At 42.5% G+C, this 21,133-nt stretch carries 23 protein-coding genes; all 23 read right to left on the reverse strand.

Translation table 11 applies throughout. The features are described 5' to 3' along the window. Positions 1-19: 19 nt before the first annotated feature. Positions 20-445 carry a flagellar basal body-associated protein FliL gene (fliL, locus tag QM454_RS14960; RefSeq protein ID WP_432359327.1) on the reverse strand — a complete coding sequence of 142 codons (426 nt, stop codon included), beginning with the start codon at positions 443-445 and terminating at the stop codon, positions 20-22. Further along, complete coding sequence (locus tag QM454_RS14965) at positions 435-656, reverse strand: flagellar FlbD family protein (protein WP_432364041.1); 222 nt, start codon at positions 654-656, stop codon at positions 435-437. Before QM454_RS14965 ends, fliL begins: the two co-directional genes overlap by 11 nt. Positions 657-934: 278 nt before the next feature. Continuing rightward, positions 935-1,921 (reverse strand): flagellar hook-basal body complex protein, encoded by a 987-nt coding sequence (locus QM454_RS14970; RefSeq protein ID WP_432359328.1) that lies wholly within the window; start codon positions 1,919-1,921, stop codon positions 935-937. An 87-nt stretch (positions 1,922-2,008) separates the two neighbouring features. Further along, on the reverse strand, positions 2,009-2,389 hold the full coding sequence (locus QM454_RS14975; RefSeq protein WP_432359330.1) for a TIGR02530 family flagellar biosynthesis protein: 381 nt from the start codon (positions 2,387-2,389) through the stop codon (positions 2,009-2,011). Positions 2,390-2,407: 18 nt separating this feature from the next. Then, positions 2,408-3,055, reverse strand: coding sequence for a flagellar hook assembly protein FlgD (flgD, locus tag QM454_RS14980; protein ID WP_432359332.1), 648 nt, complete (start codon positions 3,053-3,055; stop codon positions 2,408-2,410). A 3-nt stretch (positions 3,056-3,058) separates the two neighbouring features. Beyond that, positions 3,059-4,309 (reverse strand): flagellar hook-length control protein FliK, encoded by a 1,251-nt coding sequence (locus tag QM454_RS14985; protein ID WP_432359334.1) that lies wholly within the window; start codon positions 4,307-4,309, stop codon positions 3,059-3,061. A gap of 41 nt (positions 4,310-4,350) precedes the next feature. Next, positions 4,351-4,953, reverse strand: coding sequence for a MotE family protein (locus QM454_RS14990; RefSeq protein WP_432359336.1), 603 nt, complete (start codon positions 4,951-4,953; stop codon positions 4,351-4,353). A 1-nt stretch (position 4,954) separates the two neighbouring features. Beyond that, positions 4,955-5,407, reverse strand: coding sequence for a flagellar export protein FliJ (fliJ, locus tag QM454_RS14995; RefSeq protein ID WP_432359338.1), 453 nt, complete (start codon positions 5,405-5,407; stop codon positions 4,955-4,957). Beyond that, positions 5,404-6,735 (reverse strand): flagellar protein export ATPase FliI, encoded by a 1,332-nt coding sequence (gene fliI, locus QM454_RS15000; protein ID WP_432359340.1) that lies wholly within the window; start codon positions 6,733-6,735, stop codon positions 5,404-5,406. Before fliI ends, fliJ begins: the two co-directional genes overlap by 4 nt. A gap of 2 nt (positions 6,736-6,737) precedes the next feature. Beyond that, positions 6,738-7,508, reverse strand: a complete 771-nt coding sequence (gene fliH / locus QM454_RS15005; RefSeq protein WP_432359342.1) for a flagellar assembly protein FliH — start codon at positions 7,506-7,508, stop codon at positions 6,738-6,740. Next, on the reverse strand, positions 7,501-8,493 hold the full coding sequence (fliG, locus tag QM454_RS15010; protein ID WP_432364043.1) for a flagellar motor switch protein FliG: 993 nt from the start codon (positions 8,491-8,493) through the stop codon (positions 7,501-7,503). The genes fliH and fliG overlap by 8 nt, the downstream gene beginning before the upstream one ends. 35 nt (positions 8,494-8,528) lie before the next feature. Further along, positions 8,529-10,103 carry a flagellar basal-body MS-ring/collar protein FliF gene (fliF, locus tag QM454_RS15015; protein WP_432359344.1) on the reverse strand — a complete coding sequence of 525 codons (1,575 nt, stop codon included), beginning with the start codon at positions 10,101-10,103 and terminating at the stop codon, positions 8,529-8,531. Positions 10,104-10,166: 63 nt separating this feature from the next. Beyond that, complete coding sequence (gene fliE / locus QM454_RS15020; RefSeq protein WP_432359346.1) at positions 10,167-10,475, reverse strand: flagellar hook-basal body complex protein FliE; 309 nt, start codon at positions 10,473-10,475, stop codon at positions 10,167-10,169. A gap of 25 nt (positions 10,476-10,500) precedes the next feature. Further along, entirely contained in the window at positions 10,501-10,962 is a 462-nt protein-coding gene (gene flgC / locus QM454_RS15025) for a flagellar basal body rod protein FlgC (protein ID WP_432359348.1), read from the reverse strand. A gap of 2 nt (positions 10,963-10,964) precedes the next feature. Then, entirely contained in the window at positions 10,965-11,357 is a 393-nt protein-coding gene (gene flgB / locus QM454_RS15030; RefSeq protein WP_432359349.1) for a flagellar basal body rod protein FlgB, read from the reverse strand. A gap of 303 nt (positions 11,358-11,660) precedes the next feature. After that, positions 11,661-12,437 carry a GTP-sensing pleiotropic transcriptional regulator CodY gene (gene codY, locus QM454_RS15035; RefSeq protein WP_432359351.1) on the reverse strand — a complete coding sequence of 259 codons (777 nt, stop codon included), beginning with the start codon at positions 12,435-12,437 and terminating at the stop codon, positions 11,661-11,663. Positions 12,438-12,519: 82 nt separating this feature from the next. Continuing rightward, a complete protein-coding gene (gene hslU / locus QM454_RS15040) occupies positions 12,520-13,923 on the reverse strand; it encodes an ATP-dependent protease ATPase subunit HslU (RefSeq protein WP_432359353.1) in 1,404 nt (467 codons plus the stop codon). Beyond that, on the reverse strand, positions 13,920-14,465 hold the full coding sequence (gene hslV / locus QM454_RS15045) for an ATP-dependent protease subunit HslV (protein WP_432364045.1): 546 nt from the start codon (positions 14,463-14,465) through the stop codon (positions 13,920-13,922). The genes hslU and hslV overlap by 4 nt, the downstream gene beginning before the upstream one ends. 9 nt (positions 14,466-14,474) lie before the next feature. Continuing rightward, complete coding sequence (gene xerC, locus QM454_RS15050) at positions 14,475-15,392, reverse strand: tyrosine recombinase XerC (protein WP_432359355.1); 918 nt, start codon at positions 15,390-15,392, stop codon at positions 14,475-14,477. A 288-nt stretch (positions 15,393-15,680) separates the two neighbouring features. Further along, complete coding sequence (trmFO, locus tag QM454_RS15055; RefSeq protein ID WP_432359357.1) at positions 15,681-17,000, reverse strand: FADH(2)-oxidizing methylenetetrahydrofolate--tRNA-(uracil(54)-C(5))-methyltransferase TrmFO; 1,320 nt, start codon at positions 16,998-17,000, stop codon at positions 15,681-15,683. Positions 17,001-17,024: 24 nt separating this feature from the next. Then, entirely contained in the window at positions 17,025-19,100 is a 2,076-nt protein-coding gene (topA, locus tag QM454_RS15060) for a type I DNA topoisomerase (protein WP_432359359.1), read from the reverse strand. A gap of 172 nt (positions 19,101-19,272) precedes the next feature. Continuing rightward, positions 19,273-20,157, reverse strand: a complete 885-nt coding sequence (gene dprA / locus QM454_RS15065; protein ID WP_432359361.1) for a DNA-processing protein DprA — start codon at positions 20,155-20,157, stop codon at positions 19,273-19,275. Positions 20,158-20,226: 69 nt separating this feature from the next. Further along, complete coding sequence (sucD, locus tag QM454_RS15070; protein WP_432359363.1) at positions 20,227-21,129, reverse strand: succinate--CoA ligase subunit alpha; 903 nt, start codon at positions 21,127-21,129, stop codon at positions 20,227-20,229. Positions 21,130-21,133 lie beyond the last annotated feature (4 nt).

Raw genomic sequence — 21,133 nt, forward strand, 5'->3', positions numbered from 1 at the left:
GTATATGTCCATCGGTTATTTATTGAATAATATAAGAGACGATGTACACTTTTTCGATTTCACCGTTTTGCATGAGGGGATTCAATTGTGATTTGATAGAATCCTCAAATGCTTGTTTTCCCGCTTTTCCTTCAAAGTCTTTCGCTGTCATTTCAGAAAGTTCCTGGATGACGAGATTTTGAACTTGGAAGTCTCGCTTGGCAAGTTCTTCAGCGGCTTTTTTATCTGTCGTTTGGATTTTTAATGAAATCCGGATAAATTGTCGGCCAGATAAGTTCGTCATTATTTCCGGTACGTCGACGGATGCTTCAATAATGTCATCGATTGTCGGCTCTTTACTTGTAGAGTCTCCTTTTAGTTGCAAAGTGAGGATTAGGCCGATGATCCCGACAAGTGTTAACGTAACTACAATGATAAGTACGATTGTCAATGCTTTATTTTTCATTTTCTTCACCCCGTGTATGCGGATTCGATAATAGTTGGACCGACTGATAGAATTCAATGATGCGACGATTGATTTCGTCGATTGGGTCGAGGACGACGTATTTGGTGCCGGTCGTCAATGTGATTGTCGTATCGGGAAACGATTCGACTGTTTCTATGTATAGTGCGTTCAACGTGAATGTTTTGCCATTGAGTCGTGTGACTTTAATCATATGTAAGGGGCCGGGCACAGGGCCGGCCCGACCCTCCTTTACTGTGATAACGCATATTTAATCAATTTTATCAATAAAGACCTTACTCTATAACATAAGTCGTTGCTTTCCGTTTCAGCACTCGCTTTCCGCGGGCATGGCTTGAGCCTCCTCGTCCGCTTCGCTACCTGCGGGGTCTCAAGGCTCATGCTATTCCCGCAGGAGTCTCGCGCTTACACTTCAAGCAACTACTCTTATCTCAGGTTAAAATCCATTAAAATAGTAAGTTAAAACTATAATTATCGTTTCAAGTTGACAAGCTCTTGAAGGATTTCGTCCGATGTTGTGATGATACGTGTGTTTGCTTGTAAACCACGTTGCGCGACGATCATTTCGGTGAATTCTTCAGCAAGGTCGACGTTGGACATTTCTAGGAAGCCGGATTCGATAGAACCTAGTCCTTCTTTTGTAGCCACTTGATTTACAGGGGCGCCAGAGTTAGCTGTATCTTTAAAATAATTCCCACCTACTTTATTTAGGCCACCTGGGTTAGGGAATTTCGCAAGTACTAATTGCCCTGCCCATCGTAGTACTCCTTCTGAATCAACAAACGTTATTGTTCCATCTTGTCCAATGCTCATAGACTGAGCATTTGTAGGTATTCTGATAGGGTGATAATCTCCTGCATTAGTTACAGGAGGAATGTCGGGTAGAAAGCCATTATCCTCATCCGGATCATCAAGATTCCCAGTTGCATTTGTATCTACTTCAATATCATTTGCTGGTGGAAATGAAGCATCATCAACATTGTCTAAATCTCCATCCCAACCAGTTGCAGAATACCCTACTAAAAACTTTCCATCTCCATTAACTAAGTAACCATTATTATCCATATAAAAATTTCCTGCACGTGTATATAAAGGATTAACAAACCCTGTGATTCCGGTTAATGGATCACCACCAGTCCCATCAGCAACTTGGAAAAATCCGTCTCCCGAAATCGCAAGGTCAAGTGTATTCCCTGTAAATTGTGTTGACCCTCCCGCGTGAATCGTATCAATTGCAGAAACTTGGGAGCCGAGTCCTACTTGCTTAGGGTTAACACCACCTCGTGCATCACTTCCAGCCGATGCACCCGCAACCGTTTGCGAGATTAAGTCTTTAAAGATTACGCGCCCTTTTTTAAACCCATACGTATTCACGTTCGAGATATTATTTCCGATAACGTCTAGTTTTGTTTGGAAGTTTCGGAGGCCTGAGATTCCTGAGTACATTGATCGTAACATATATGTTTCTCCTCTCGGATAGTAGATTTAATCTGCCTCTGTCGGTCGGCAGTATGTCGGCATCCTCTTTCTGAGGTCCTGCCGGTGTTAGTTGAGCACGATTGTGCCGTCGATGTTTGTGAATAATTGGTCTTTCGCTTCGTTCCGATCCATCGCCGTGATGACTGTGGAATTTTTAGCGCTAACGATCAGTGCTGCTTGTTCCATTAACACGAGCGATTCTTTGATTCCCTTCACTTTGGCTTCATTCACCTTGTTAGTAATGTGCGCCCATTCAGTATCTGAAATATGAATATTCCGCTCTCTTAACCTGTCGTTTGCGTGTTTGCTTATTTTCAAATCTTGTGGATGGATAGCTTTGTTCAGCTGTTCAACAAACGACTGCTTTGGCTGTGGCGGCGTTTTTAATGGTTGCCCATGACGGATGAGCGGTTGTGATGGAACGTGATGGATGTTTAACTTGTTCATACACGTGCTCCTTATTTCTTATTGGCTAATGGAAGTAAATGAGTTTCCGTCCAATCGGCTACCATCTTCCAAAATGTATTGAAGTTTCCCTTCTTTATTAGAAACTGAAACGATACGTCCAGACTTATCCTCTTCTCCGTCTATGTATCCGACTGTTTTTCCAATTAAGAGACTCGCTTCTACTAAGCTATTTGTATTTCCTGAGCTTGATAGTACTTCAGAAATATTGCCAGGTGTTAATTCCTTCCCACCGGCCATTGTAAAGACGACGGATCCGTTTACAAATTTTGCTGATTGAATGATGCCTGTCCCTTCATTGACAACCGGCTTCCCCGCTTCGTCTTTCTTATCCGTCATTTCATGCCAACGGACATTCTTACCGACGAATTGGTTGTATTGAATCAATTGGGATTGGTTTTGTGCCTCGGCGAACTTTTCAAAGGCGCTAGCTAAGTTCATCGTTTGTTCTAAAGACGAAAACTGTGCCATCTGTGCAATGAATTCGTTGTCTTTCATCGGGTTCGTCGGATCTTGGTTTTGCAGTTGTGCAATAAGGATTTTCATGAATGCGTCCTTGCCCATCGTATCCGGCCCTGTTTTTCGTTGGTCCCGTTGTTTATTTATGAGGAACATTGATTCAGTAATTGGTTTTTGTCCTTCAATCATTTACTACACCTCCAATTCGATCATATATTCTTCGAATGATCGCTCTTCATCAGGTGATTCAGTATGTTTGTTATCATCTGTCTGTTGTTCCCGTTTAAACTGTTCATTAAATGATTGTTCGCGCTCATTTCTTTGTGATTCTTGGATAGTTTGCGAAATGTCGACGCGGTCAACTTGCAAGTTTTGCTGATTAAATGCATGTTTCAGTTGATGCAATTGGCTGTCGAGCAGTCCTTTTGCAAAAGCGGTTGACGCAAGGATCCTTGCAGTCATGATGCCGTTCGTTTCAAGTAGCTCGATGCGAATTTGACCAAGATGTTCGGGATACAGTTTAATGAGCATTCGATTAGACCCACCAACTTGTCCAAAGTTCGACCTTTTCATAAGCGCCTGCATTTCTCTTAGGAAAGATTCGCTTCGATTCGCTGAAGGTGAATCAGTCTGGTGCACAGAAATTTCGACTCTTGCTGTTGTAGCGGCTGCATGTGCAGAACTTGAATGCAATGGTGTATCACCTTGTTTTTGCCCAGACCCTTCGGCATTCGTTGAAGTTGCCGAATTCGTTTCTAGCACGATTCTAAAGTCTGTTTTTTGTTGGATGAATGGCTGATCCTGTTTCTCCATCGCTACGATTCTTTGCTCGAATTGTCCAGCGGCATGTGTAAGCAATTGGCGTAAACTATCTGCCTTCTGTTCCATCGTAATGACCATGTCCATTCTTTGTGCAATCAAATCTATCAATTTAACAAGCGACTGGAGTTGGAAAGCTTTATCCCTTGAAGCCGGATTTTGAAGTGCTTCATTCAGATTGTCAAAAAACCGAATACCCACTTCGTCGATCATGTTTAACAATGTCCATATGTCAGACGCGATCGTTAATTCATCAATTTCAACTTTTGTCATGCCAGATTTCTTCAACAGCTGTTGAAGGTTTTCGATTGTTTCATCCGTATCGATAGTTAGCAGTTTTGCGATATCTTCCAAACTTCCGTTCCCACTTTGTTCGATATGAAGAGACAGTGCGTTATCCGTTCGTCTAGCATTGTTAAATTCATCAATAGTTGACGCATTAAATACATCTGTTATCCATTCGATTGGAACGTCCCCGCCAATTGGACTCTCGATTTCGGATGTGCTATTAGTGACGTTTGCAAATACTGCTCCGAATTTTGTAGTTGCCGGGTCCTGCTTTTGAATGTTATTTGTAGATACTTGATTCATCCCCATCATGGATTGCAATGCTCCAATATTCACTTTTTCACCCCCTTTCATGGAACGATACATTCAGTTCTAACCTATTTCGTCATGAGACTCGTATATTTCGCAGCGTCTTTAGGCGACATCTTTTCCAATATTGGTGCGAGAACTTCAGGCTTTAAGCTTGATAGTATTTGGATTGCTTCTGCATCACTCATACTTGTAATGACAGGTGCTGCAGATTTTGCTGACATTTTTTCGAATGTAGAAATGATTTCTTTCATGTCGCGATGATAATCTTCTTTTTCCATCTTTAAAGCTTCGATTTGCGCAAGCAAGCCGGTTTGCTCGGCAAGCAATGACTGTTTTTCGTCCTCTGATTTCGCCAAGTCTTCCTGGAGTTTGTAGAGTTGGGCTTCCTTCTCTTGAATTTCAGCTTGCAATTCAACGACGCGCTCTTCGATGACTATGTTGCCTTTATTTTCGTCATCGTCAACCTTTTCAGCGAACGGAAGAGCCCTCGTCCACTCTTTCGCTTTGTCAAAGACGTTCACATCAGCAACATATGCGATAATTAATAGCACCATCGTCGTGAATAGCAACGGGATGAGCGTCCATATCAACACATCCTGGAAGAGGCGGGTGCCTTTTTTCTTTACAACGATGTTCTCGTCTTCTTGCAGTTTTGAATTCCTTGCCAAATTACCACCCTATTTCTCTTCTATGGAACTTCAAAGTTGATAATTCATCCAACAAACTTGCTTCTGCCTGTTCCATTTCAGTACGATAATGTTCTCGATCTTTTTCCTTCATCTTTTCAAACTTTTTCACTTCAATTGTTCTTTCAAGCAGTTTTTCTTCGAACCAATTCATTTTGGACCGAGCTTTAATAACTTTTTGTTGAAGTGTAGCAATTCGTTTATCGAGGCTGTCAATAAATCGGGTATAACTATGAATTTCATTAATCGTGTAGCCTTCCTTCATTTTTTCCTGATGGCTGGCAATGACATCTTCCTTTTGCTTCAAGAGTTTATACAATTCCGTTGCAACTGTTTCGAAGGAATCGACTGCCTTCTTAAATTCCATTTCGGTCTCTGCTTTCTCTTGTTCCCGGTATTCGAGCACCTTTTCAAATCGGTATTCGTAAGAATTCATTGTGAACCGCCTCCCGGAGCAAGTGATATCAATTGTTCAATTGTATCTTCCATCTTTACATTGTCTTGATAGCTCTGCTTCAAAAAGTGGGTAATATGCGGTTCGTACTCGATGGCTTCGTCAATTTCCCTCGAAGTGCCTCGCTTATATGCACCGATATTAATAAGATCTTCCGATTTGTCGTACGTATAATACAACTCGCGGAGCTTTTCAGCTGCCTTTACATGTTCCGGACTGGCGATATGATTCATGAGACGACTCACGCTTTTCAAGACGTTAATTGCCGGGTATTGCCCTCTGTTCGCAAGCGTCCTATCCAAGACGATGTGCCCGTCGAGTATGCCACGAACTGCATCTGCAATCGGCTCGTTCATGTCATCGCCATCAACGAGAACTGTGTAAAAAGCAGTAATCGCACCGATATCATTCGTCCCGGCTCGCTCGAGAAGTTTCGGTAAAATCGAGAATACGGACGGCGTATATCCACGTGTTGCTGGGGGTTCCCCGACCGCAAGACCAATTTCCCTTTGCGCCATCGCAACCCGTGTAACGGAATCCATCATTAACATGACGTTCATCCCTTTATCCCGAAAATATTCCGCGATCGCAGTTGCAGTGAATGCTCCTTTTATCCTCATTAGTGCAGGCTGATCGGATGTAGCTGCAACGACAATTGTTTTACTTAACCCTTCAGGGCCTAAATCCCGTTCGATAAACTCACGGACTTCGCGTCCGCGCTCACCGATTAGTCCGATAACGTTTAAATCGGCTGTCGTATTTCTTGCAATCATTCCAAGTAACGTGCTTTTTCCGACGCCAGATCCAGCAAAAATCCCAACCCTTTGGCCATTTCCGACAGTTAGCATCCCATCAATTGCTTTGACGCCAACAGCAAGTTTTTCACTTATTGGCAATCTTGACATGACGTTCGGTGGATTTTGCTCTGTCCGTACTGTCGATAACCCTTTTGGAAGTGGACTACCGTCTATTGGGTTGCCCATGGAGTCAATTACTTTTCCAATCAAGTTCGTGCCGACTTTCACTTCAAGTGGTTTGCCTGTACATTCGACAAGACAGCCGCTAGAGATTTCGGTAATATTCGAGTAAGGCATCAGAATGACGATTTCTTCTCTGAATCCGACGACTTCAGCCATGATGACCGAATTTTGCTTTCCTCCATTATTCAAATGGATAAGGCATACATCTCCGACAGAGCTTTCAGGTCCTTGTGATTCGATCATAAGACCAACGACGCGGACGACACGTCCGAACTTTGGAAAAGTATTCAATTTCGGAATGACAGGTAACAATTCTTTCGCTTTCTTCATCGTCAGTCCCCACTTTCCAACATTTCAACAAGCCGCTCTTTGAGCTCGTTCAACTGTTCATCTAAACTGACAACAATTCGGCCTTGGTTCGTTTCAATAATACAGTCGCCCTTGTCAAAATCATCATCAGCAAAAATGAGGAATGGGACATCAGGCGGGAAAATTGCTGCGAGTTCAGCACGGTTCGATGAGACGAGTTCAAAATGAGCAACCGGAACGTAAAGTTTAATTTCCTTCATTTCTCTCGCTTCTTTCAATCCCCTTTTCACGACCGACAAGAATGAGTCGCAATCGTCTTCAAGTGCTATTCCGAGAATCCGTTCTGCTGACTTCATCGCAATCTCCAATATGACCCGTTCTTGCTCTTCCAAGTATTTCAGCGCATGATTTCTAGATTGAACAGTGACTTCATTTGCTGTCTTCACAGATTCGCTCATATCGGATATCGATTTGTTCCGTCCTTCTTCGTAGCCGACTTGGAACCCTTCTTCATAAGCTTGTTGTTCCAATTCCGCCTTCTCTTGCTTCCAGGCATCTTGCATAGCGGATATATCCTCTTGAGCCATTTGCCTCATTTGTTCTATTTCTGCTTGTTCAATTTCAATTTGCCTTCGGGCTTCTTTCAGTAACAGGTCGCGTTCTTTAAAAAGGTCCTCTCTTGCGATTTCCTCTCGATTTTCATCGACCACAGGTAAATTCAAGTTACGAATTGATATTTCCCTGACGTTGTCTTTCTCTGAAATTGTTCGGGAAGAACGGAAAAAACTAGACAATGATGTCATCCCCTCCACCGCGGGCTATGATGATTTCACCTGAATCTTCTAATCTCCTAATAATGGAGACGATTCGTGCCTGCGCCTCTTCAACATCCCGCAACCGCACAGGGCCTAGGACTTCCATTTCTTCTTGGAATGATTCTGCCATCCGCTGAGACATGTTTTTAAAGAGAATTTCCCTTACTTCTTCACTAGAAACTTTCATTGACAAGATGAGATCCTCATTTTCACACTCGCGTACAACACGTTGAATGGAACGATTGTCCAATGTGACAATATCTTCGAAAACGAACATTCTCTTCCGAATTTCTTCCGCAAGTTCTGGGTCTTGGATTTCAAGTGAATCCAAAATCGTCTTCTCGGTAGCTCTGTCGACTCCGTTCAACACTTGCACGACGGCATCGACTCCACCCGTCTCCGTAAAATCCTGGGTGACTGTCGATGAAAGTTTTCGTTCCAAAACAGCCTCGATTTCACTAATGACTTCGGGGGATGTAGAATCCATAGTAGCTATCCTTTTTGCAATATCCGCCTGCATTTCTTGCGGTAATGATGAAAGAATCATCCCCGCCTGTTCGGCTTCAAGATAGGATAAGATAAGGGCAATTGTTTGTGGATGCTCATTTTGAATGAAGTTCAATATTTGGCCAGGATCTGCCCTTCTTGCAAAATCAAATGGTCTCACTTGTAATGAAGAAGTTAGCCGATTAATAATTGCTTGGGCATGCTCTTTTCCTAATGCTTTTTCCAACACTGTTTTGGCATAGCCAATTCCGCCTTGGGAAATATAATCCTGTGCAACCGCAATATTATGAAACTCCTCGATAATTTCATCTTTGACGGAAGCATCCACTTTCTTCACACCGGAAATCTCCAATGTGAGACGCTCAATCTCCTCCTCGGTTAAATGTTTATAGACGGCCGCCGAAACTTCCGGCCCGAGCGATATGAGCAGGAGTGCCGCTTTTTGCTTACCTGTCATTCCTTTATCTTTCCTTACCACTGTTCATCCCCCTATCAATCTTCGGCAATCCACGTTCTCAACAACTTAGCAAACTCCTCAGGTTTGTCTTTTGCCATTTTTTCAAGTTGTTTTTTGCGAAGGGTCGCTTCCGTTTCCTGCTCTATATTGATATCTTCCACATACAACGCTTCACGTTGCTCTTCGAGTATCATCTCTTCTTCCTTCTCGCGTTCCTCTTTACGTTTACGGAAGTATGCAACGATCAGTAAGATAACGACGACTAATAATGCCGCACCAACCGCATATACCCACCAAGGGATTACATTTTGCGACGGCTGAGGGGCTGCTGTCACTTTCCCATTAAAAACTTGTGTAGAAATCGCAATCTTGCTTTCCCAATAGTCGGCCGGAACATTTGTCGGAACATAGCTTTTGTCGATTGAAGTCCTAATAATCGTCCCGAGAATATTTCGGATGTCGTTTTCCACGTCAGCCCCGTCAGACGGCTCCATCATAACTTGAATTCCGATATCCCGAATTTTGTATGGGCTTTCAACAATATCTTTTCGAATTCGGTTCACTTCATTATTTATCGTCTCTTCTAGACGGTCATAATCCCCGTTCGCTGTATTCCCTTCAACAAAATTCGTTCGATTATCAGTCGGGTCTTGCGCTTCCGGCGGTCCCCCTGCGATAGCACCGTTACCGGAAAACGACTCTGTTATCCTTTGTACGCTTATTGCTAAGCTGTCAAGATCCTCATCTACTCGATCGACAAGATTCTCTTGTCTGTTTTCCTGCTTGAAATCAATATCAGTCGTAACAGAAACAATCACTCTGTCTTGACCGACCATCGTACCAAGCATCATCTGAACTTTCCTTTGTAAATCACGTTCAATTGTCTTTTTCAATTCCATTTGATTGGCAATACTCGTACCAATTGATTGTTCAGACGACTTCAAATCAAAGTACTCGGAATACTGGTTCATAATGAGGATATCGTCCGTGGATAAATTAGGTAAGCTCTTTGACACTAACTTATATAAGGCGGTAATTTGTGATTCCGTGAACTGGTGTCCAGGTTCTGTCTTTAACATAATTGCGGCGCTGGCGTTTTGAATAGATTCATTTAAAAAAACACTTTGCGTTGGCAAAGTAATCATTACGCTCGCATCTTGCACGCCTTCAATTCCTTTAATCAGGTTCGCTAATTCGGTTTGCATAGCTGCTTGCTTAATAATATTAAACTCATTATCCGTCGTGCCAAAACCGGCGTTCTTGGAGAAGAACGAATAATCGATTGTTCCCGAATTCGGATAACCTTCTGCAGCAAGGGTGACAAGGAGGTCATCAACACGTTCTTTCGGAACTAAAATGGACGTGCCTCCGGGTGCAATCTGACTCGGAACACCTTGAGCATCTAGTTCTTCTTTAATACGACCGATTTCTGCACGTGAAACGTTATTGTACAAAGGTACAAATTCCGTTTTTGACATGAAAAACGTCAACATTGCAGCAAATATAATGACAGCAGCCGCGGACCCGATATATGTAGTTTTTTGTCGTTTCGTGCGACTCGACCAAAACTGCTTCAAATCAGTTCCAATTTTCGTCAATCTTTCTTTCATTCTGATCCCCCGGTCTGCTCACATAATCAAGAGTATAGTTTCAATAATAGATAGTGAAGTAGATTATACTGGCATTCTAATGATTTCCTGATACGCTTCGATAACCTTATTACGCACTTCCACCGTCGCATTCAATGCGATAGATGCTTTTTGTGCAGTGATCATTACATTATGTAAATCGACATCTTCGCCTAAAATGAGTTTCTCAGTCATTTTATCCGATTCGGTCTGTTTGACGTTCACATCCTGGATAGCGTTTTTCAACATTGTACCGAAGCTTTTCTGCGACTCAAATGGCGTTGACTGAATGACCTTGTCGTTTTTCATCATTCCCGCTACGTTGCTAGCACTTCGTATAGATTGAATCGGCATGAATCATTTCTCCCTTTCAAGTACATTATTTTCCTATTTCAAGAGCCTTCATAAGCATCGCTTTGTTCGCATTTAACACTGTAATGTTTGCTTCATAAGACCTTGTTGCGGACATTAAATCTATCATTTCTCTTAATGGATCTACATTCGGCATTTGCACATACCCTTCGGCATTCGCATCCGGATGGGTTGGATCATGCACGAGCTTGAAAGGAGTTTCATTATCTTCCTCTATACGGGAAACTGTCACTCCGTAACCGACAGCACTTCTATCTCGGTTCCCAATCGCCGCATTCAGCATTGAAGAGAAGCGTCCTTCCATCGGTTGAAGATTGACCGTTTTTCGACGATATGGTTCCCATTCGCCATCGACCATTTTCCCACGCGTCGTTTCAATGTTTGCCATATTGGAAGAAATTACGTCCATTCGAAGTCGCTGGGCAGTTAGAGCTGATGCGGACGTATTAAGACTATGGAAGATAGACATGATTAACGACCTCCTTTAATGACATGCTGAAGTGAGTTAAATTTTCCATTAAGACGATCGACTAATGCATTATAGTAAATTTGATTTGCAGCAAGATCTGTTTGCTCCTTGTCCATATCTACTCCATTTCCGTCTTGTCGATAGTTAAAATCAACATGGCGAACTGTACCCGATTGTGAAACTTTGGAAGAGAAATCAAAATGCAGTTCATTCGTCCGATAGGCATGGATTGGCTTCTTTTGGGCATCTTGCATCATCTGCTTGAAGCTGACATGTTTCGCTTTGTAATTCGGCGTGTCGATATTTGCAATATTTTGCGATACAGCTTTTCCCTTTGCCGAAGAAAAATTCAAACCACGCTCAAGCATCGCAATCGTTGAACCATAAATGTTCATTAATCTATTTCACCTCTTTAATATTACTAGAATGTATTTGGAATGTACTCATTTCTATAAAACTTTCGAATTAAACACATATCCTATTGTATCGGATTTTGACGAACGTTGTCTATCATATTAATTAAAAATGGATTAGTACAAAACAACCCTTTTTTATTCATGCAACCGTATAAATTGTAGTTCTTAGGACTAATCACTCAACGAATCAATATCATAAAATTCAACTTCATACCTCTTGCTCATTCACCGGAAAATAAAAAATGACACTTCAGCTACTAATAGCCGAAGTGTCAGGAAAGATTAATTCTTTTGGTTTTCAAGTTCTTCAAGGAATTTGTTGTTCAATACTTTAATATAAGTTCCCTTCATACCAAGTGAACGGGACTCGATAACACCAGCACTTTCAAGTTTGCGCAATGCGTTAACGATAACAGAGCGAGTAATACCTACACGGTCAGCAATTTTAGATGCGACAAGAAGGCCTTCATTGCCATCGAGCTCTTTGAAGATATGCTCAATTGCTTCGTGTTCACTGTAAGAAAGTGAGTTGATAGCCATTTGAACGACAGCTTTACTACGTGCTTCCTCTTCGATTTCCTCAGATTTTTCACGAAGGATTTCCATACCAACAACTGTCGCTCCATATTCCGCAAGAATAAGATCGTCTTCCGTGAATTTTTCTTGTAGGCGTGCTAGCACTAGCGTACCAAGACGCTCACCGCCACCGATAATTGGAACGATCGTTGTAAGTCCTGCTTTAAATAATTCACGCTCTTCTTCAGGAAATACCGTGTAATCGCTGTATACATCAATATTTGATGATGTTTCATTCACTTCAAAAAGTTTACGCGTATAGTCTTCAGGGAATTTACGGTCTTCGAACATTTGCTTCATGCGCTCATTATCGATTTGTTGGTGAATTTCAAGGCCGAGCAATTTACCTTTTCTGCTGACGATGAATGCATTACATTCGATAACCATACTTAATTTTTCAGCCATTTCTTTGAAGTTTACAGGTTTACCCGCTGTTTCTTGCAACATTGCATTAATTTTTCTTGTTTTTGTTAATAAAGACATAATTGTTTCCTCCTAATAGTTCCTTTTGTATTTAAGAATATTCTAAAGCTTTTCAATCATTAAATAAACTAAAACGTTCTCATTATAAGATAAAATGTGACAAATCTTTGTTTTTTACGATGTTTTTCAACTTTTCATCGACATATGCCACAGTTATCTTAATCGATGATGGTCCAATTTCCGCAGCTTCATACGATAATTCTTCAAGCAATTTTTCCAAAATCGTATGCAGCCTTCTAGCACCAATATTTTCAGTGTTGTCATTCACATCAAAAGCAATTTCAGCTACCCTCTCGACAGCTTCTTCCAAAAACTCAATTTCGACATTTTCCGTCGCTAAAAGTTTTTCATATTGCTTAATCAATGAAAAGTCTGGTTCCTTCAAAATCCGCACGAAATCTTCCTTCGTCAGTTTTTCAAGTTCCACCCGGATCGGAAAACGACCTTGTAGCTCCGGGATAATATCAGACGGTTTTGACATATGGAAAGCGCCCGCCGCGATGAAAAGGATGAAATCCGTTTTTACCGGGCCGTATTTCGTCGTTACAGTAGAACCTTCCACAATAGGCAATATGTCTCTTTGGACACCTTCCCTTGATACATCCGCAGAGGATCCACCATTGCTCCCACGACTTGCAATCTTATCCATTTCGTCAATGAAGATGATGCCGGACTGTTCAGTTAGTTCAACGGATTTTCTTGCGATCTCATCATGATCAATCAATTTGTCCGCTTCTTCGGCTTGAAGGACTATTCTTGCATCCTTCACCTTCATTTTACGTTTTGTCATTTTTTTCGGCATTAAAGACGATAGTGCATCTTGCATACTTGCACCCATTTGTTCCATTCCCGAACCTTGCAGTGCGTCAAACATGGAAGGTTGTTGAGAGGAGACTTCGACTGTAACCGTCTCATCTTCCAACTCACCTGCAGCGAGACGACGGGCGATTTCCGACCGTTTCTGACGAATGTCCGCTGCTTCTTCATCACTTTTGTCATCCTCATCAGGCTTCTGACCAAAAAGCATTTCAAAAGGGTTTTGCATGTTAACTTTGCGCTTTTTCTCAGGAACGAGTAATTCAACGAGTCGCTCCTCTGCAAGCTTTTCCGCCTGGCCCATAACTGATTCACGCATATCTTCGCGAACGATACGAACCGCAGCCTCTGTTAAATCTCTCACCATCGATTCGACATCTCTACCGACATATCCAACTTCGGTGAACTTCGTTGCTTCCACTTTGATGAATGGCGCATTGACAAGCTTTGCAATTCTTCTCGCAATTTCAGTCTTACCAACACCAGTCGGTCCAATCATTAAAATGTTTTTAGGGATAATTTCCCTTTTTTCTTCTTCTGTCAATAGGCTTCTTCGATACCTATTTCGAATAGCGACGGAAACCGCTCTCTTTGCAGCATCTTGCCCTACAATGTATCGATCCAAGTAAGCGGTTAGCTCGCGGGGGGTCATTTCCCGTTTTTTATTCATTCGAGTACCTCCACAATTATCCGATCATTTGTGTAGACACATAGTTCAGCAGCCGTCTCTAGTGCAGCCCTGGCAATCTGTTCAGCGTTAAGTGTATCCCCGCTATATTTCTTCAACGCCCGCCCTGCAGCCAGTGCATAATTTCCACCAGACCCAATTGCAAGCACGCCGTCATCCGGTTCAATCACTTCTCCAGTTCCCGAAACGAGCAAAAGCCTTTCTTTGTCAGCAACGAGTAGCATCGCTTCCAGCTTTCTTAATATCCGGTCGCCTCGCCACTCTTTCGCAAGCTCGACAGCGGCCCGCTCCAAATTACCATTAAATTCGCCTAGTTTGCCCTCAAATAGATCGAATAGCGTAAATGCATCTGCTACTGACCCTGCAAACCCCGCAATTATTTTACCACCAAAAAGCCTTCTCACTTTTTTAGCAGTATGTTTCATAACAACAGACTCTCCCATTGTTACTTGGCCATCTCCCGACATCGCACAAACACCATTGTGCCGGATGGCGAAAATCGTTGTAGAATGAAATTCCATCAGTTCACCCTCCTAAGCCCGCGGATGTGTTTTCATATACGTTTTCCGCAAATGTTCTTTCGTGACATGCGTATACACCTGCGTTGAAGATAAATGGCTATGGCCTAGCAATTCTTGTACGGTTCTCATATCCGCACCATTCGACAGCAGATGAGTTGCAAAAGAATGGCGGAGCATATGCGGATAGATTTTTCCGTGGATGGCCGCTTCCTCCATCATCGCATTGAGCACATGACGGACACCCCTGTCCGTAATCGGATCACCACGTAAATTAACAAACAGTGATTGATGCTTTTTCTGTTTCATTAAAATAGGACGACTTTTTTCCATATAGGATTCAAGTGCATCCTGGGCGAAGCTACCGAACGGGACGTAGCGCTCCTTCCTGCCTTTTCCCATCACTTTAACAATGCCGAGGGAATTATCGACATCACCCAATTCGATGGATGTAAGCTCACTTACCCGGATTCCTGTGGCATAAAGCAATTCAAGAAGCGCGTGATTTCGCAATGATTTTGGATCTTCACCGTCACACGCTTCAAAAAGCGATTCTAATTCCTCTTCATAAAAAAAAGCCGGAAGCCGTTCTTCCTTCTTTGGATGGTGCAATAAACGGAATGCATTATCATTTATCCCGAATCGAGCATTCCCAAACTTATAAAAAGAGCGAATCGACGAAATCTTCCTCGAGATTGTCTTCCTTGCTAATTCTTTATCGAATAATGTAGTTATGTACAATCTTGCTTGAGCATATTCGACATCATTTAGATCAGCAATACCCTCTCGAGACAAAAAGGAGAAGAATTCGCGAATGTCATTGCAATATTCCGAAACCGTTCGTGATGAATAGTTCTTTTCCAGACGTATAAAGGATACATATTCATCAAGAACTGTGTGTGGGTCAATTCGATGCAAGTGCTTCACCCCCATATGAATCACTCCGTCAATTATAACAAGATTGAAACATATTTGAATAGTGGTTATTTTTTCTTTTTTTGCTCCCACTTGTTTTCCATCATTAATCGAATAGGGGGACTAATTCGGAAATTCAAAAGTCGTCCACGATTCACTATAACGTAAACTATATTGTTTCGGCAACAGAATCGCCTTATGTCATTTTAAATTTATCGAGTTTTTGACACAAAATGTTCAATTTCCACTGCAATACAGTGGAAAAGCTGCACGACGCGGAAACTTTCCGTCATGTGCAGCTTGCCTTTATACTTGTACTGCTGATTGGAATTGCTCTAATGCTTTGAAAGCTCGCTCAGCATGTTTCTCTGCTCGTTCGACTTTGGATTTAATTCGCTCCCCGAGATCAGGGAACAATCCGAAGTTGATATTCATCGGCTGGAAATTTTTAGAGTCTGCTTCCGTAATGTATCTAGCCATACTTCCTAATGCAGTCTCCACAGGAAATCGAATTGGCTCTTTGCCCAATGCTAAGTTTGCTGCATTAATTCCTGCAATTAATCCAGAACCGGCAGATTCGACATATCCTTCGACGCCAGTCATTTGACCTGCAAAGAGGATGTTGCCATTTTCCTTCAGTTGGTACGTTGAGTCTAGAACACGTGGCGAGTTAATGAATGTGTTCCTATGCATAACTCCGTACCTTACAATTTCAACGTTTTCGAGGCCCGGTATGAGTTGAAGCACTTCTTTTTGTGCCCCCCACTTCATATGGGTTTGGAACCCGACGATGTTATATAAAGTACCAGCAGCATCGTCTTGTCGCAATTGAACGACTGCTTTCGGGCGTTTGCCTGTTTTCGGATCTTCTAGTCCGACCGGTTTCATCGGCCCAAATAGAAGAGTTTTCTCGCCACGGCGGGCCATCACTTCAACTGGCATACACGCTTCGAAATACACTTCTTTTTCAAATTCTTTCAAAGGAGCCACTTCCGCATTAATTAGCGCTTCATGGAAACGTCTGAACTCCTCTTCATTCATCGGGCAATTCAAATAGGCGGCTTCGCCTTTATCATATCGAGATTTCAAATACACTTTATCCATATCGATAGAGTCCTTCTCTACAATCGGAGCGGCAGCATCGTAGAAATAGAGATATTCCTCTCCTGTCAACTCCCGAATGCGTTCTGCCAATGCAGGTGAAGTTAAAGGACCCGTTGCAATGACAGTAATCCCTTCCATCATTCCGTCCAGGTCTGTCACTTCTTCATTTATAACTTCAATTAGCGGATGGTTCCTAATTTTCTCTGTCACATTACCCGCAAATTCGTGGCGGTCAACTGCAAGTGCTCCTCCAGCAGGGACAGCGCATTTGTCAGCAGCACTTATTATAAGGGAATCGAGCTTGCGCATTTCTTCCTTAATAACCCCTACTGCATTCGTCAAGTTGTTGGCTCTTAATGAATTACTACAGACAAGTTCCGCAAACTTATCCGTATGATGTGCAGGAGTTTGCTTTACGGGCCTCATTTCGAATAAACGAACGTTAACACCCCTCGAGGCGATTTGCCACGCCGCCTCGCTGCCTGCAAGTCCCGCTCCGATGACATTTACGATAGGTGTCATTCGGCCAACCTCTTTTCTATCTAGTTATTCTTGTGCATCCTCTTTGTAGTCACAGTCCGTACATTGAATTTGCACACCTTTTTTCAACCTTTTTTCAACTAATGTGTTTTGACATTTCGGACAAGGCCTTGCAATCGGTTTATCCCAAGATACATATTCACATTCAGGATACTTGTCACATCCAAAGAAAATTCTTTTCGTTTTACTCTTTCTTTCGACGACCTGCCCTTCCTTACACGATGGGCATGTGACTCCGATTGGTTTAATAATTGCTTTTGTATTTCTGCAATCCGGGAAATTTGAGCAAGCCATAAACTTTCCGTACCGGCCCATCTTAAATACCATCGGCGAACCGCATTTCTCACAATCTTCGCCGGCTGGCTCGTCTTTGATCTCAATTTTCTCCATCTCTTCGTCAGCGACTTTAACGTGTTTCTCAAATTCTTTATAAAACTCATCGATGACTTGGACCCATTGGATTTCCCCTTCTTCGACATCATCAAGACTTTTCTCCATTTCGGCAGTGAACTCAATGTTTATAATGTCAGGGAAATATTGAGTAACTGCCTGATGGACAATTTCTCCAAGCTCAGTCGGAACAAATCGCTTGGCATCCAACGTGACATACCCTCGTTTTTGTATCGTATCGAGTGTAGGTGCATACGTTGACGGACGACCGATTCCGAGTTCTTCAAGCGTTTTGACGAGACGCGCTTCTGAATACCTTGGTGGTGGTTGGGTGAAATGCTGCTTCGGATCGATTTCGCTCGCTTTTACATTTTCGCCTTTTTCAAGGGGAGGTAAAATGCGATCTTTCTCCTCTTCTCGATCGTCCTCCCCTTCAATATAAACTTTCATAAAACCGGGGAACTTCACTTCAGAGCCCGTCGCCCTAAATTTAACATCACCATTCATTAAATCCGCCGTGACCGTGTCAAGCACAGCAGGAGCCATCTGACTTGCAACGAATCGCTCCCATATCAATTTATATAGCCTGTACTGATCACGCGATAAGTATGCTTTCATCGCTTCAGGCGGTCGCATGACTGACGTTGGTCGAACAGCTTCATGCGCATCTTGCGTGTTCGCTGACTCCTTCGCTTTCGCTTTTGATGTTGCGACGAACTCCTTGCCGTACATTTTTTCGATGAAGGAAACAGCTTCTCCTTTTGCCCCTTCTGAAATACGAGTGGAATCTGTTCTCATATACGTAATGAGACCGACAATGCCTTCTTTGCCGATAGTAATCCCTTCATATAGCTGTTGGGCAAGCATCATTGTTTTTCGTGCCCTGAAATTTAATTTCCGAGCTGCTTCCTGCTGTAAGGAAGACGTTGTAAATGGCGATGCCGGATTCCTTTTTCGTTCCTTTTTAACGACGTTGACGATTTCAAATTCATCGCCTGACATTTTAGATAAAACTTCATCGACTTGCTGTTTATTTTCCAACTTCATTTTCTTTGATGCATTTCCGTAGAAAGAAGCCTCAAATGTTTTCCCATTTTTACTGAACTGTCCGCTAATGCTCCAGTATTCTTCAGGGATGAATGCCTTAATTTCATTCTCCCGGTCAATGATCAATCGTAAAGCTACAGATTGCACACGCCCCGCGGACAATCCTTTCTTCACTTTCTTCCAAAGAATCGGGCTAATATTATAGCCTACAAGTCTATCCAATATCCTTCTTGCCTGTTGAGCATCCACACGATTCATATCGATTGGTCTTGGGCTTTTGAAAGATTCCTTGATGGCATCCTTTGTAATTTCATTGAAAACGACGCGGCAGTCGGATTGGATATCAACACCTAGTTGATGCGCCAAATGCCATGCAATCGCTTCCCCTTCCCTGTCGGGGTCAGCCGCGAGAAAGATTTTCTTCGCTTTTTTAGCCTCTTTTTTCAGTTCTTGCAATATAGGGCCTTTTCCGCGGATCGTAATGTATTTCGGTTCATAGTTGTTTTCAGTGTCCACACCCATTTGGCTGCGCGGTAAATCCCTTAAATGCCCGATGGAAGCACGAACCTTATACTTTTTCCCTAAATAACGCTCAATTGTTTTCGCCTTGGCTGGCGACTCAACAATTACTAAATAATCTGCCATTTTCATGTTCCTCCTCATAGAGGTTCCCTTTTTACATACCTGATGGGCTTTGTCTTTTTTGTTATCGCCCTTCCGGTTTCCGGTGAAGCCGGTAGTAAAAGAATATCTGTTGCAAAATGTATAACAGATTTGATTTAAAATCAACCTTTTCAATAAAAGGAACGATTCCCCTTTAGTGGAATAAGCTGTTTTCAATCGCCTGGAAGCCGCTCCAGATAGGTTTCGCACCTTGTTCAATCAATTTATTGGGACCGAGCGATAAAGTCGATGTAATCGGTCCAGGGACGGCATAAATCGCCTTTCCATGCTCAAGTGCATGATCGACCGTGCTCATTGTACCACTCTTTTCTTCCGATTCTGTAATGATGACAGATTTCGACAAACCACTAATAATTCTATTTCTCATAGGGAAGGTCCATTTGGCAGGTCTCATATATGGAGGATATTCCGTCAGCAACAGGTGATGTTCAGATAGTTTTTCCGCAAGACCTTTGTTTTCATACGGATATAGATGGAATAATCCGTGTCCAAGGACCGCAATTGTTTTCCCGCCAAAGTGGATAGCTGACTCATGCGCCATCGTATCCGCTCCTTTTGCTAGTCCGGAAACAATGACCGCCCCACAATCGACTAGCGGAGGGACAATAAATGAAAGCGCATTCTTTGTATACTCGGTCGCTTTTCTTGAACCGATAATCGCCACTTTCAATAAAGCATTCAATATTGTCAAATCACCTTTCATATAGAGGACTGTCGGAGGATCGACAAGCCATTTTAATTGTTCAGGATAAGCCGGATTTGTATATGGGATAGTAATAATTTTCTCGCGTTGATAAAGAAGAGTAAAAGGGGTTTGTTCATGCCGTTTCAGCTGTTCATTCAATTGGATTGCTTTTGACATGGGGATTTGTAGCATTCTCGCCAGATTGTCTGTGCGATAATTGAACAGATGATGAAGATCGGGGTCCATCTTCAACATTCCAGCTAGTTTGTTAAATGGAGCAGGATAGACATAGTGCAAGGCGAGCAGTCTTTCATCAACGTCAGTTAGTTTCACGTGATTCCTCCTTGTTTTTAACTATGTAAATAAACAGCATGCAGTTTTACCTGCATGCCGTACTGTTCATCAATGAGTTTTACATTTTTCGTAAAGACCTTTTTCTTTAATCACTTTAATTAATGTTTCCCCAATAACAGATGGTGTGTCTGCCGTTTCAACTCCAGCAGCGTTAAGTGCTTTAATTTTTTCAGCAGCTGTTCCTTTACCACCGGAAATGATTGCACCAGCATGGCCCATACGTTTTCCTTCAGGTGCTGTTTGTCCACCGATGAAACCAACAACCGGTTTTGTCATATGTTCTTTAATCCATTCAGCAGCTTCTTCTTCTGCCGTACCACCGATTTCTCCGATCATGACGACCGCATATGTTTCTGGGTCTTCGTTGAATTCTTTTAGTACGTCGATAAAGTTTGTGCCATTTACAGGGTCTCCACCGATTCCAACAGCAGTCGTTTGTCCGATGCCTGCTTGAGATAGTTGGTGAACAGCCTCATACGTCAATGTCCCTGAACGAGATACAACGCCTACATGGCCTTTCGTATGGATGTATCCAGGCATAATACCAATTTTACACTCGTCAGATGTAATGACACCTGGACAGTTCGGTCCAACAAGGCGTGTTTTCTTACCTTCCATGTAACGCTTCACTTTAATCATGTCAAGAACCGGAATATGTTCTGTAATACAGATTGCCATATCCAATTCCGCATCAACAGCTTCCAAAATTGCATCCGCAGCGAACGGAGCTGGAACGTAGATGACCGAAACGTTTGCACCTGTTGCTTTTACGGCTTCCTCAACCGTATTGAAGACAGGTACTCCTTCAACTTCCGTTCCACCTTTACCAGGTGTTACACCGCCGACGATTTTCGTACCATATTCAAGCATCTGCTTTGTATGGAAAAGTGCTGTTGCGCCAGTAATACCTTGTACAATCACTTTTGTATCTTTATTAATATAAATTGCCATCGTT

The sequence above is a fragment of the Sporosarcina sp. UB5 genome (assembly GCF_050859005.1).
Taxonomy (GTDB): Bacteria; Bacillota; Bacilli; order Bacillales_A; family Planococcaceae; genus Sporosarcina.

Coding starts and splice junctions, on each gene's coding strand:
- fliJ (WP_432359338.1), bottom strand. CDS start 5,407: ATGAATTCTTACGAATACCGATTTGAAAAGGTGCTCGAATACCGGGAA.
- flgB (WP_432359349.1), bottom strand. CDS start 11,357: ATGAACATTTATGGTTCAACGATTGCGATGCTTGAGCGTGGTTTGAAT.
- fliL (WP_432359327.1), bottom strand. CDS start 445: ATGAAAAATAAAGCATTGACAATCGTACTTATCATTGTAGTTACGTTA.
- trmFO (WP_432359357.1), bottom strand. CDS start 17,000: ATGACACCTATCGTAAATGTCATCGGAGCGGGACTTGCAGGCAGCGAG.
- flgC (WP_432359348.1), bottom strand. CDS start 10,962: ATGTCTATCTTCCATAGTCTTAATACGTCCGCATCAGCTCTAACTGCC.
- QM454_RS14975 (WP_432359330.1), bottom strand. CDS start 2,389: ATGAACAAGTTAAACATCCATCACGTTCCATCACAACCGCTCATCCGT.
- xerC (WP_432359355.1), bottom strand. CDS start 15,392: ATGGGGGTGAAGCACTTGCATCGAATTGACCCACACACAGTTCTTGAT.
- fliE (WP_432359346.1), bottom strand. CDS start 10,475: ATGCCGATTCAATCTATACGAAGTGCTAGCAACGTAGCGGGAATGATG.
- codY (WP_432359351.1), bottom strand. CDS start 12,437: ATGTCTTTATTAACAAAAACAAGAAAAATTAATGCAATGTTGCAAGAA.
- sucD (WP_432359363.1), bottom strand. CDS start 21,129: ATGGCAATTTATATTAATAAAGATACAAAAGTGATTGTACAAGGTATT.
- QM454_RS14965 (WP_432364041.1), bottom strand. CDS start 656: ATGATTAAAGTCACACGACTCAATGGCAAAACATTCACGTTGAACGCA.
- fliF (WP_432359344.1), bottom strand. CDS start 10,103: ATGAAAGAAAGATTGACGAAAATTGGAACTGATTTGAAGCAGTTTTGG.
- flgD (WP_432359332.1), bottom strand. CDS start 3,055: ATGATTGAAGGACAAAAACCAATTACTGAATCAATGTTCCTCATAAAT.
- topA (WP_432359359.1), bottom strand. CDS start 19,100: ATGGCAGATTATTTAGTAATTGTTGAGTCGCCAGCCAAGGCGAAAACA.
- fliG (WP_432364043.1), bottom strand. CDS start 8,493: ATGACAGGTAAGCAAAAAGCGGCACTCCTGCTCATATCGCTCGGGCCG.
- hslU (WP_432359353.1), bottom strand. CDS start 13,923: ATGAATAAAAAACGGGAAATGACCCCCCGCGAGCTAACCGCTTACTTG.
- QM454_RS14970 (WP_432359328.1), bottom strand. CDS start 1,921: ATGTTACGATCAATGTACTCAGGAATCTCAGGCCTCCGAAACTTCCAA.
- fliI (WP_432359340.1), bottom strand. CDS start 6,735: ATGAAGAAAGCGAAAGAATTGTTACCTGTCATTCCGAAATTGAATACT.